Here is an 11,759-nt window from a genome sequence, read left to right as displayed (position 1 = left end):
GCGTGGCTTCGTACAGGGCGAGGTTCGAGGCCGGGGAGGCGTTGTCCGAGGCGTTCATCGTCGTGCACGAAGGAGCCGGCCCCGAGGCGGATCGCGTGGTGCACGAGAAGGCGGAGGGCGGCACATTCGGCGGAGGCGCCGTGGTTCCGCCGGATGTGATCGCCCCCTGACACCTCTTAAGATCATGCGAATGACAGCCGACTGGACGAACGACGCCGCGATCGAGCGTTGGAACGCCTCCGCCACGCGCGAATCGCTGGAATCGACGGCGGACGAGGGCGACTTCGCCAAAGGCCACCTCGTCAATCCCGTGCTGCTGCGGCTGCTGGGCGACGTGCGCGACCAGTGGGTGCTCGACGCCGGATGCGGGAACGGATACTTCAGCCGCATGCTCGCCACGCGCGGAGCACGGGTCGTGGGCGTCGAGCCGACCGACACCATGTCCGCCTTCGCCCGTGAAAAGGAGGACGAACTGCGGCAGGGAGTCACCTATGTCCAGGCGGACCTGGCGCGGCTGCCGGACCTGGGCGTCACGTTCGACGCCGTGGTGTGCAGCATGGTCCTGATGGCCGTTCCCGAGTGGAAGCCCGCGATGCGCGCCTGCGTGCGGGCCCTGCGCCCGGGCGGCCTGTTCGTCTTCTCCCTCGTTCATCCCGCCTTCGAACGACTGCTGGGCTCCTGGCGGGAGTACGGCGAGCACCGCGCCGGCCGATACCTGGAACCGTACGAGATCCCCGGGCCCGCCGCCACGGACTTCCACCGTCCCATCTCGGCCTACCTCAATGAACTGGCCGCCCTCGGCTGCCGCCTGCGTGAGGTTGTCGAGCCCGGCCTCGACCCCACGGTGGCCGCGCACGCCGCCCCCGAGATTCCGGGGATCGAGGCGTACGTCCACCTGCCGAACTTCCTCATCGTCGCGGCCGAGGCGCCCGCCTGACCTCACCCGCTCCCCGGCTCGGCGTGGTCGCGGTCGAGCCCGTGGGCGGTGGGTGACAGCGCTTCTTCGACGTATCGCACGACCCGCCGCGCTTCGTGCCCGTCCGCATCGAGGTCCGGGTTGTAGATGGTGATCGACCACCCCGCGCAGCCCGGTCGCCGGAGTGCGATGGCGGTGAGCTCGGTCAGTTCCGCCCAGCTCAACCCGCCGGCTTGGGGGTAATCCACGGCGGCCAGCTGGTCGGTGGCCAGGACGTCGAGGTCGACGTGCAGCCACCAGTGCCCTGCGGCCATCTCGATGGTCGCGACGGCATCGGCCACCGAGGCCGCGATCCGCCCGGTGAGGTCCCGGTCGGTGGCGAACCACAGCGATCCGCGCAACGAACCGACGCCGTGGTCGTGGAGTTCCGCGCCGTCACGCGGACCCAGCAGGGCGGTGGCCTCCGGCCGCAGCACGGGTGCCAGCTCCGCCGGGACGTCGGCGGCCGTGAGACCCAAGGCCAGCCCCAGCTCACAGTCCGCGGCCTCTCCGGTGGTCGAGTCCGCGGGCGGCCAGGCATCCTCATGGCCGTCCACGAACAACAGGCCGACGGAACCGTGGACGGCCCGGCAGGCGGCCAGCGCACCCGGCAGCACCGCGCAGTCGCCACCGATCAGCAACGGGAAGTGCTCGCGGGCCAGAATCGCCTCCACGTTGCGCCGGACACCGGCGAGCATGGAGATCAGCGCCTCCTCGGCCAGCAACCCCGTCACCTCGCCACGCCGCGGTATCGGCTCGCGGAATTCGACGTCGCCGAGGTCCCTGACCTCGTGCCCGGTGAGAGCTCGTGTGATCAGACCCGCGCGGCGTAACGCGCCCGGCGCCCGGGCCACCCCGTCGTCCAGCCCCGCGGAGTTGAATCCGGCGCCCAGAACATCGATTCGCACCCTGCACCAATCTTCATCATGCGACGGTCACAGATCGGGCGGCGGCTCGGTCCACCGCAGAAAACTCATGGCGCCGAGAGATCGGCCTTCTTGCAGATCCGCCCCCGCCATACTGCGGCTCGCCCGCTCCCGCGCCGCCTGCACGATCCTGAGGACCTTCAGCATGACGGCGATGGCCTCGTGGTCACCGTGGCGATGATGCCCGTTGTCCGGCCAGTCGAAGGGATCCGCGGCCTTGACCCACTTCCCGGGTTTGAACCAGCGCACGCCCTTGTGCTCTATGCGCTCGATCTCACCCGGCGCCGCGGCCTCGTGCGCCTGGTACCAGTCCTCGATACGAGCGTCCACCCAGCCGTGGAGGCGCCAGAACACCGGATTGACGTGCGAAGAGTAGAACTCTCCGAGATAATCGTACGCCGGGTCGTCCCATTTCTCGGCGAAGTCGAAGTCGTCCCGCTGCGCGACGTTCCCCTGAGCGTCTCGGGGAATGGACGCCCATCGCATGTGCATCTGATTGTGGATGGTGAATTCGAGGAGGTTTCCGAGGGCGCCGAGGGAAAGACCGGAAAGATACGTCGACGAGGTGAAACTGCGCTCCAGCGGTCTCATGACGAAGTTGAGGTAGTCCGGCGACTTCAAGAGCTTCATGGTCCGCCGGTCCGCTTCGGGGAAAATATCCAGAAAAGCCGCTTCGGCCGGGGGGACCATGAATCCCGAACGAGCGGCCGAGTACTTCATGATTACTTTTCCGGGGTTCTGGGGATCCTTGGTCTCGTCGTAGACGAACTGCGGCACGTCCGGCCCGGGGATGGATCCCCAAGCCGCGATGACCGGGACTCCGGCCTGCTCATAGATGTCGTTCACCATACGGATCATCCGGCGGTGCATGAACAGGAAGTCCTCGCCCGCGCCGTTGATCAGATCGAGTCGCCCCTTGTCGTTGAACGGCGGGCGGGCGAACCCCCAGCCGAGCTGGGTGATCTCCGCGCGATCGGCCTCCTGGAGAGGGCGCCACCAACTGGTTCGAACGGTGTGCCACGTGCTGTGGCGCAGCCGGTGACTCCGTCCGGCGAGCATGGCGACGGCAGCCGGCAGGAGCGCGTTGCCCGGCACGTCTCGCGGAGCGACGAAGTCACGCTTCACGGCGACGAAGCTGGCCGTGACCCCCGCTCTGGCCACGCTGTCACCCGCGCCGTGGTCCTTGGCGCGGAGCACGGTCCCGGTGAGCGTGAGACGCTGTTTGACGCCTGCCGTCCAGTGGTGGGAAAGCATCCCGTCGTATTCATAATAATAGTCGGCGATAGCGCTGTTGGCACGGCCCTGTCCCGTGAGTTTCAATCGCAACGGCGACCAGTCGGAAATCTCGCCGTTGACGTCCATGACGTTCTTCTCGTCCCCGCCCGGGGCGGCCGGAAAGGCCAGGGTGCCGGTGACGGTCCTGTTCTCCTGGACGGACAGATAAAGTTCCACTTCCGCGAATTTGAGCTTGTTGAAGTCGTCGACCGGCTCCGGGCGGTTCAGATAGCTTCGATATGTGTAGTACCCGGTCAGATCTTCGGCCTGCATGATCGCTCCCGTCGGATGTCTGGCACGAATACCCGGCCGCCGGGGCCATGGCGGCCAAGGAGCGATCGACCACGCTCACTCCTTCAGCGAATTCCCCGCCGCACCTGACGATTAACGCTGAGCATGGTAAAGCGCATGCGTGCCGCCGGGTGTGGCCGACACCTGTCGGATCGTCCGCTGCGGACACCTCGCCGAGACGTCGGCCCGTCCCCGCTCACAGCGATCGAGCGAGCCGGAACCCCAGGTCGTCGATGCGAAAGGTCGGGTGGCTCTTGCGGCGGCACGACGCCCGCAACCCGCGGGGCCGATCATGCGCGCCCCCGCCGCGGAACACGCGGTACGGGCCGTAGACAGTGGGATCGTAGACGTCCCAGCACCACTCCCACACGTTGCCGATCATGTCGTAGAGGCCCCACGCGTTCGGCGCCCTGGACGCGACATCGTGCACCTCGCCGCCGGAGTTCCCCCGGTGCCAGGCGATCTCGTCCAGCTCGCCGTACCGGACGCCGGAGGTCCCGGCCCTGCACGCGTACTCCCACTCCGCCTCGGACGGGAGCCGGTAGCCGCCGGCCGCCCAGTCGCAGTCGACGTCCTGTCCGTCGGGGTCGTCGCCCATCGAGTAGCAGGCTTCGAGCCCCGCCGCTCGCGAGAGCAGGTTGCAGAACCGGACGGCCTCCTTCCAGGAGACCTCGGTCACCGGCGTCCGCGGCCCCGCCGAGCTCACGGGCGCCTCGCCCCGAACAGCGTGGTACAGCTCGCGGGTCACGGCATACGGCGCCAGCCGGAAGGCTTCGACCTCGACCTTCCAGTTCGTCCTCGTCCCCTCGTCCAGCAGGACGATCTCCCCGGCGGGGATCTCGACCATGTTCTCCGCGATCGCCGTCGATTCGGGGCGCATCTCAGGTCCTTCCACGTGACGATGGTGAACTGCCTGGACGCCTTCCCCGAGCAGCATGAGGATGATTGTGACTCCGCGTGTTCTCAGGAAATTACCATCTGTGAAATGTGCCGGATGATGCCCGCATGTCCGGACGAGTGCCGCTGTGCCGTCGGATCAGGCCTGTTCGGTGGGGCGGACGAGGAGCTCGTTGACGACCACGTGGCGTGGGCGGGGTGCCAAATGGCTTGGGCTTCTCCAGCGAGACGAGAGCCGGTGCTGAACGCCCGGCCTCTCGCTCGATCGATTCGTCAGCCGGTCTTGATGGCGATTCCCGGGAAGGCGGCGGTCACGTTGCTCCACGGTGAGTAGTACAGCCGCCAGGAGCAGATGCGGCCGCTGATGACGTAACCGGTGCAGGGCACCTGAGCGCCGGTGTCGATGAGGGAGATGACCCCCACCGCGTGCTGCTGGGTGGTGCTGGACGGTTCGGGCGTCTCCACCGGGCCGCCGCTGTCGCCCTGGCCGGCCACGTTCTTGCGCGTCGAATTCTCGAGGAGGACCATGCCGTAGAGCACGCTCTCGGCAAGATAGATCGTGACGTTGGTCATTTTCACCTGGCAAAGGCAGATGGTGCCCGAGTAGGCGCCGGAGGTGCAGAGCCACATGCCCACGTAGGAGGCGGAGGTGCCGACGACCGGGTTGGTGAACTCCGGCGATATGGTGCCGGGGTTGTTGTTGTAGACGCGGCCTGCGGTGCCGGCGCGGATCAGCATCACGTCGCGGCTGGCGCTGGCATGGGTGATCGGACCGATCACCTGACCGGTCGGGTCGGTGGCCGTCTGTCCGACGCCGCCGCAGTGGTAAGCGGACAGCATCCAGCTCGTCCCGCCGGCGGTGACGGCGAAGCCCGTCGAGCAGCCGCGGCCGGTGCCGGCGTTGCGCCAGGCCGCGCCGCCCAGCCAGGGCACGGCGTCGTCCCAGCGGCTGGCCGGGGTCGGCGTGACGCCGGCCTCCACGGTGACCGGCACTGCCGAGTCTGCGACCTTCGAGCGGGTCAGGCCGTAGTCGGCGCCCGAGACGGTCAGGCCCGAGCCGTCGGCGTTCGGCGCGATCGAGGTGATCGCGTCGCCGGAGGTGCGGGCGAGACGGTTCATCTCGCTCTCCAGCTCGCGGGCCGAGTAGGCCGCGGGCAGGACGCTGACCGGGACGTCCCCGCGCAGTTGTCCGATCAGGGCGCTGATGCGCTCGGGGGTGTCTCCCTTCCAGTAGACGCGCAGCTCGCGGTTCTCCGGCGCCGCGACGATGCCGGCGAACCCGGTGTCGTCCTGCGTCCTGACGGCGGCGGTGACACGGTCGGCGGCCTTGACCAGCTTCTCCTGGGTGGCCAGCAGGTCCTTCCAGGAGGCGAAACCGCCCGGGATCTTGTCGGCCGACTCGACGGCCCGGGTGTCGGCGCCCTTGACGAGGGCGGGGGTGGGGGCCGCGGTGGCCTGGGCGGCGCCCGTCGCGACCATGGCGAGGGCGACTCCCAGCGCCACTGCCAGTCGACCGGTGGCTCGTGGGGCTCTTACGGTGATCGGGGGGATTTTCACCGGATACTCCTCCGTGCCTTAATTACGGGGATACATCCGATATTTCATGTATTTGCGATGTAATCAATGTCTTGACTTATTTTCTGGAGTGGCAAATCGATATAGTTGGACAGCCCCGCGCTTCAGGGCGCCCTTACCGATCGCGGGCAGGAAGTCGGTGAAGTTCACGCCGTTCCTGTTGCGGCCTCCCGCCTTTGTCAGGTTGCCGCACGTGAACGGCCTCGTTCCTGCCAGGGTGCCTCCAGGGCCCGGCCAGGGCTGGCCTCGACGCGGAAAGCGCGGCAGGGGCCGCTGGTGTCTGGTTAGCCGGCCTGAGCCGCGGGCGACCATTGCTGAAACAGCCGGAGTCCGACTCGGGCATGCCCAGCACATCGGCGTGGAACCGGGAGGTCATGCGTCGTGGGGTTCAGGGCCCATCGGTCCAGATGTACCAAGGGCCCTGCAAATGCTCGTACCAGACCTCGTCCGGGCCAGGTACCCGATCCGGGATGTAGGCGAAGCCGTAGCTCTTCCAACCCCAGGTGAACGAGGTGACCATGAACTGCGCTCCGCCCGGGATCTTCTCCGTGTAGCCCACCCGATACAGGCCCCGCCACCGATCACGGCCGTCGTCGTCGTCGCGCACCGACCGGGCGTAGCGCTCCAGGCTCGATTCCGACAGGGCGAAGCGCGCGTGCAGGGGCGCGTCGACCGTGACCAGCAGCACGGTGCCCAGCACCAGTGCGAGTGGGACGAACATCCAGCGCGCCCACCCCCGCCGGCCCGCGCCTGGACCCAGCAGTACGGACCAGGTGATGGCGAGCCCCAGCCAGTACAGCGCCAGCACCAATGCCCAGTAGGACAGGCCGGGAGTGCTCACCTCGATGAACGTCAGGAGCGAGGCGAGTCCGACGCCCCCGGTGAAGAGCAGGCCGCGGGGGTTGCGAGTCAGGCGCATGGGGCGATCTTGCCCGATGCCGGGGCCGAACACATCGGCCTCACCGTCAATGCCGTTGGGCAGACTCCGGACCGCTCGTGGCAACGGGGCGACCAGCGTAAAGCGGCCGTATCAAATGGTATTCACACCCAGTGCGCGTCGAGCCGCGTCTGGTGAGCGATAGGAGCCGGCCTTGGCCGCCGAGGATGTCGTTCGCTCACTGCAGCAACTGCAGCGCCGCCTGCCCGCGGGCGCGCGACCGCCGGCGTTCATCGAAGACATCGCCGGTCCGACGCCACAGGCGGACGGTACCGATCTGTACTCCGCCGCGCTCGTCGCCCCGACGGGGGTCGACCTGTCGATCCCGATCGGCTCGTGGACCCTGCGGCTGATCCCGGTCGGCACCGGCACCGCGCGCGTCGCCGTACGGATGTTCTTCCCGGGTGGGAGCGACGACTTCGACCGCATCGAGGTCGACCTCGGCCGGTTCGAGCTCATCTCCGACCCGCGTGACCTGGTGCCCGCCGACCTGGTCACGGATCCTTACGTCCGCCTTGTCCCGAATCCCGCGCTCGGCACCGTCCGTCTGCTCGGGCCAGGGCTCACCCTCGTGCTCGCCGGAGCGGGGCTCACGGACGTCTCGGCGCGATTCACCGGCGCGAACGGCAGCGCCGACCCGCGCTTTCCATCCGCCCGGTTCGTCCCACCGCACTTCCTCATCGCGGGAACCGACCTCGGCCTCGCCTGTGACGAGGTGCTGCTCGACCTCAACGGCGAGATCGATCCGGAGAACCTGGACAACCTGACCGGCGTCGCCTCCGACGGCACCTTCACCGGCGTCATCCTGCAGGAGCTCGGCCTCTTCGTCGGCGACCCGAATGAGGTCGGCACCTGGTCGGGCATCGCGCGCGTCCACGACTTCGTCATGCGGTTCGACCCGATGGAGATCACGGGGACGTTCGAGGGTGAACTCGTCCACGCCGTGGCGCCGGACGCCCCCCAGGTCGCCGTCGTCGTGAGCTTCCGCACCGATTCCGGCCAGCGCGTCGACGCCGCCGAGGTCGACCCGACCGTCCCCGCCCCGATCGCGCCGGAGGTCGCGCGCAAGGTGCGCCTCGTCGCCACGCCGAGCTGGGCGTCGGCCGGCTTCCAGGTCAAGTGGACGCTGCCGGCGGCGGCCGAGCTGGAGAACCCGGAACGGGTCAACCAGCCGGATCTCGGGTGGATGCGCCTCCCGCCGGGCGCGCACACCTTCAAGGTCGACGTCACCGACCACCGCGTCAATCCGGTCAGCGCGCAGCGCACCGTCCTCGTCCAGCACCCGCCCCCGACCCCCGCGACGGCCGGCCTCAAGGCCGACCTCGTGGCGACGGTCGACCAGCCCGCCGGGGGATCGCAGGCGGTCCGCCTCTACGTCCCGCTCGTGCCGGGCCAGCGCGTGGCGCTCGTGCTCGAGGCCCGCCGTGCTCCCGTGGGTCGCCTACCTGTACCGCGTCATCGCGCGGGCGAGTGCACCGGGGGCCGCCAGCCGCTCGGAGCCCTCCGCGGTCGCCCGCGTGGAGACGCTCAGCGGCGAGGCCCCGCTCCCGCCCGTCGTCGACGGGGCGACCGGGCCGGCAGCCGGGACCGACCTCGTCGTAGCGTGGACCGCGACGGCGCCGGACGGCCCGGCCGGGCGCTTCCGGTTCGAGGTCCGCGACACCGCGGGGCCGGTCACGCTCGCCCGGGTGGACGCCGCCGACGTTCGCGACGCCGCCGAACCCGAGCGGTTCTCGATCGCTGTGCCCGACCGCGGGGATGCGGCGAACGTGGAGGTCGTCATGGTGGATCCCGCCGGACGGCGGGCCGCGTCCGCCCCCGTCGCGGTCGTGCTCACCTGAGCCGCGTCAGCCTCCGACCGCGGAGGCTGACGGCGGCCAGGGCGCTCACCGCGCAATCGATTCGATGTCCGCTCGCGTGAACCAGGTTTCGTGGAGATGGCGCCAGCGGTAGCCGTACCGGGCAGATGGGTCGGCGGTGAAGACGACCGTGCTGTGCCTGCTGTTGTTTCCCACCGGCGATTGTTGCCACTCCTCGTAGGCGGCCACCGCGTGCGTGGGTCCGGCGGTCACCAGGCGGAAATTCCTGATCTCGATGGCGATTTCGGGCACAGCCCCGCGTATATGCCCGAACTCATCCACGACACCCTGTTTCCCGATCACCATCCCATCAGGGTTGATCATGACGAAGTCGTCGGCCAGCGGTTCGGCGAACATGGCCAGCTCCGTGTCCCCGCCGCTGAGCCACGCGGCGATGACCCGGTGCATGTGCCGTACCTCTGCCTCGCAGAGCCCCGCGGGTGTCACGAGCGGGCCGCCATCCACTCGGCCACCGAAGTCAGGCCGATCCCGAGAGCGGGATCGGAGACTGGGGCGTAGACATTAACGCCCTCATCGGTCGCCAGATAGCGGTACATGTCGGCGACAGCCGTACCGACCATCGCCTCGAACGAGGCCGGCGACAGCGGTCGGTATGAGTCGACGCCCAGCGAGGTGGCCAGTTCGGGCCCGGTCAAGGAGGCCGGGCCGCCCAGGTCGAGCACCCTGCCTTCCAGCCCGGGCGTCGTCAGGGCCACTTCCGTGGCGGTCGCCAGATCGGCCTGAGCGAGCCACGACACCGGCACGTGAGGCGGCAGCGGATACGACACGGCGTCGGTACCGAGGAGGCCGGGGGCGAGCAGGTTCTCCAGGTACGCCGGCGGCCGCAGCACGACCGTGGGGATGCCGCTGGCGAGGAACGCCTCCTGGGCGGCCCGCCGGGTCTCGAAGCCCGGCAGTTGGGTGGGCTTGTCCGGAATGGTGGTGTTGGTGTTGAACACCAGCCGCTCGACGCCGGTCGAGCGGGCGGCATCGATGATGTTGGTGACGTAGCGGGCGACGATGTGTTCATCGTGGACCATCGGCAGGACCACCGAGGCGTGCGTGATCCCCTCGAAGGCGTTACGCACATCCTCGGCCACACCGAGGTCCCCCACGGCGCGGCGGAACTCGCGCACCCGGTAGCCCTGCGCGGTCAGCCGTCGGGCCACCGCGCCTCCCTGGGCGCCGCCGGCACCCAGCACAAGTGTTGATCTCATGGGTCCAGTCTTGCGGCCGGGGACAGTACGATCCATTAACCAATAGCTGGATCCATTTAGGGAACGTCCATGCCCGATCTTCTCAGTGAGCTGCTCGCTCCGCTTCGGTTGCGAGGAGTGTTCGTCAGCCGGTGGTCGGCGAGAGCTCCTTGGGGAGTGCACAGCGATGAGGAGCGGTGCGCCGTACTGCACTACGTGGTGGACGGTGAGTGCCACGCGCTGTTGCCCCACCACCAGCCGGTGACACTCGGTCCGGGCGACCTGGCCGTCTTCCCCCGCGGTACGGCTCACGCCCTCGCCCATGACGCCGATGGACCGACGGTGCCGCTGGATCGCGTGATCCCCGACCGCAAAGTCGGTGACCAGACCGTCGCCCAGCTCGGCGGGCAGGGAGTCGCCACGAGATTCCTGTGCGCGGGGCTGCACTACGACGAGCTCGGCGACTCACCGCTGTACCAGACCCTCCCCGCGGTGATCGTGCTCGACCGTTCCACGATGGCCGGCGAGCCGCTGCTGGACCACACGCTGCGCGGCCTGGCCACCGAAGAGCAGGGCGATCAGCCCGGCGCCGGGCTGGTCGCCCTGCGCGCGTTCGAGATGGTCTTCATCCTCGCGCTGAGGACGGCGCTGCGCACGATGGACATGCCGGCGGCCAAGGCGCTGCGTCACCCGGGAGTCAGCCGTGCCCTGACGGCCATGTACACCCGCTACCAGGAGTCCTGGACGATCGACGCCCTGGCCCAGGAGGCGTCCATGTCCCGATCGGCGTTCAGCGCCGCCTTCCAGGAACTGGTCGGCGACTCACCGGCTCGCCACCTGGCCGGCCGCCGCATGCGCGAGGCCGCGCACCTGCTGGCCAACACCTCAGTCCCGCAGGCTGTCATCCCCGAACGGGTCGGCTACGGCTCAGCGGTCGGCTTCCACCTGGCCTTCCGACGCTGGGCCGGCGCCACGCCGGGCGAGTACCGCCGCCGTCATGCCGGTGTGGCATAACCGGCGGTGAGCCGAGTGTCCGGCGTCACTGACCTCGACAGCCAGAGCCCAGTCGCCAGGCCGTGCAAAAGGCGAACTGGACTCCGTGAAGTCCTGCACCGCTTGGGGTCACGCCCATGGGCGCTGTCGGGGATCGGCGGGGCCGGAGGCTGAGCCTGCTTGTGCCGGCGGGCACGATGCCGTCCGCCCTCGCCGAGGCGGCGGCGGCCGTTCGCGTTCCTCGGCGCCGACAGCGGGTCGGTGTCACACCTGGTGCCGGCCGAGGGCCGGTGGATCCTGTGCCGCTTCAACGACACCGCACACCTCGACCCCGCCTTCTCCGCCGCGGCCGCCCTGCCCACCTGACGACTCGATCAGGCGGCGGTGCGACTCCAACAGCCCGTCGGGAAGGTCGCCGGGGGCGCACCACCGGGCCTCCAGGATCTCCATCGGGTTCAGCCGCATCGTGCCGCCCCCTGCGTACGCGGCCGCGTACGCGACCTCGATCCTGAGCCGGAACCCGCTCCTGAGGTGTACCAGCTCGCCCACGCTCACCTCCAGCCCGGTCTCCTCCCGCACCTCGCGGACGACCGTCTGCTCGAAGGTCTCGCCCCGCTTCGCGCCGCCCGTCGGCAGCCCCCACTGCCGGCTCTCGTGCCAGAATCTGTGCCGCAGCAGCAGCACGTTGCCGTCGCGGTCGCGGACGACACCGGTAACCCCGGCGATGAACTTGGCCTGGGACAGGTAGAGCAGCCGCCACTGGATCGGCCCGCGGATGCCGAGCCAGAGCCGCGCGATCAGCCTCTTCACCGACGTCCTCCATGATCGCGTGATGGGAGCCGTTGAAGCGTACCG

The 11,759-nt window shown here is 69.2% G+C and carries 12 protein-coding genes; 4 read left to right on the top strand and 8 right to left on the bottom strand.

Annotated features, from left to right (window positions below):
- Nucleotides 1–2 precede the first annotated feature (2 nt).
- Entirely contained in the window at nt 3–170 is a 168-nt protein-coding gene (locus MBA17_RS45270; RefSeq protein ID WP_238504785.1) for a hypothetical protein, read from the top strand.
- Between the two features lie 20 nt (nt 171–190).
- A complete protein-coding gene (locus MBA17_RS45265; RefSeq protein ID WP_238504784.1) occupies nt 191–937 on the top strand; it encodes a class I SAM-dependent methyltransferase in 747 nt (248 codons plus the stop codon).
- Nucleotides 938–939: 2 nt separating this feature from the next.
- Here the strand turns inward: MBA17_RS45265 and MBA17_RS45260 are convergent, their stop codons facing one another.
- The 5 genes from MBA17_RS45260 to MBA17_RS45240 all read right to left on the bottom strand — a co-directional run bounded on the left by MBA17_RS45260 (nt 940) and on the right by MBA17_RS45240 (nt 6,838).
- On the bottom strand, nt 940–1,863 hold the full coding sequence (locus MBA17_RS45260; protein ID WP_238504783.1) for an arginase family protein: 924 nt from the start codon (nt 1,861–1,863) through the stop codon (nt 940–942).
- Nucleotides 1,864–1,890: 27 nt separating this feature from the next.
- A complete protein-coding gene (locus tag MBA17_RS45255) occupies nt 1,891–3,429 on the bottom strand; it encodes a hypothetical protein (protein WP_238504782.1) in 1,539 nt (512 codons plus the stop codon).
- 214 nt (nt 3,430–3,643) lie between these two features.
- Nucleotides 3,644–4,327, bottom strand: a complete 684-nt coding sequence (locus MBA17_RS45250) for a formylglycine-generating enzyme family protein (protein ID WP_238504781.1) — start codon at nt 4,325–4,327, stop codon at nt 3,644–3,646.
- A 290-nt stretch (nt 4,328–4,617) separates the two neighbouring features.
- Entirely contained in the window at nt 4,618–5,901 is a 1,284-nt protein-coding gene (locus tag MBA17_RS45245) for a S1 family peptidase (protein ID WP_238504780.1), read from the bottom strand.
- Between the two features lie 406 nt (nt 5,902–6,307).
- Nucleotides 6,308–6,838 (bottom strand): hypothetical protein, encoded by a 531-nt coding sequence (locus MBA17_RS45240; RefSeq protein WP_238504779.1) that lies wholly within the window; start codon nt 6,836–6,838, stop codon nt 6,308–6,310.
- A 172-nt stretch (nt 6,839–7,010) separates the two neighbouring features.
- Here MBA17_RS45240 and MBA17_RS45235 point away from each other — a divergent pair, with 172 nt between their 5' ends.
- Nucleotides 7,011–8,777: a hypothetical protein gene (locus MBA17_RS45235; RefSeq protein WP_238504778.1), complete on the top strand. Its 1,767-nt coding sequence runs from the start codon at nt 7,011–7,013 to the stop codon at nt 8,775–8,777.
- On the opposite strand, the gene MBA17_RS45230 is transcribed toward MBA17_RS45235, so the two are convergent.
- Together MBA17_RS45230 and MBA17_RS45225 are read right to left on the bottom strand one after the other, a co-directional pair.
- A complete protein-coding gene (locus MBA17_RS45230; RefSeq protein WP_238504777.1) occupies nt 8,743–9,123 on the bottom strand; it encodes a DUF4440 domain-containing protein in 381 nt (126 codons plus the stop codon). The two genes, MBA17_RS45235 and MBA17_RS45230, sit on opposite strands and share 35 nt — an antisense overlap.
- Before the next feature lie 35 nt (nt 9,124–9,158).
- Nucleotides 9,159–9,932, bottom strand: a complete 774-nt coding sequence (locus MBA17_RS45225; RefSeq protein ID WP_238504776.1) for an SDR family oxidoreductase — start codon at nt 9,930–9,932, stop codon at nt 9,159–9,161.
- Between the two features lie 69 nt (nt 9,933–10,001).
- Here MBA17_RS45225 and MBA17_RS45220 point away from each other — a divergent pair, with 69 nt between their 5' ends.
- A complete protein-coding gene (locus MBA17_RS45220) occupies nt 10,002–10,925 on the top strand; it encodes an AraC family transcriptional regulator (protein WP_238504775.1) in 924 nt (307 codons plus the stop codon).
- 243 nt (nt 10,926–11,168) lie between these two features.
- Here MBA17_RS45220 and MBA17_RS45215 read toward each other — a convergent pair whose 3' ends face one another.
- The gene (locus tag MBA17_RS45215) at nt 11,169–11,714 is read right to left on the bottom strand and encodes an NUDIX hydrolase (protein ID WP_238504774.1); all 546 of its coding nucleotides are present in this window, start codon (nt 11,712–11,714) and stop codon (nt 11,169–11,171) included.
- Between the last annotated feature and the right edge of the window lie 45 nt (nt 11,715–11,759).

This window comes from Dolomitihabitans soli, assembly GCF_022213955.1.
Classification (GTDB): domain Bacteria; phylum Actinomycetota; class Actinomycetes; order Streptosporangiales; family Streptosporangiaceae; genus Streptosporangium_A; species Streptosporangium_A soli.
This window is presented reverse-complemented; position numbering and strand designations above follow the sequence as displayed.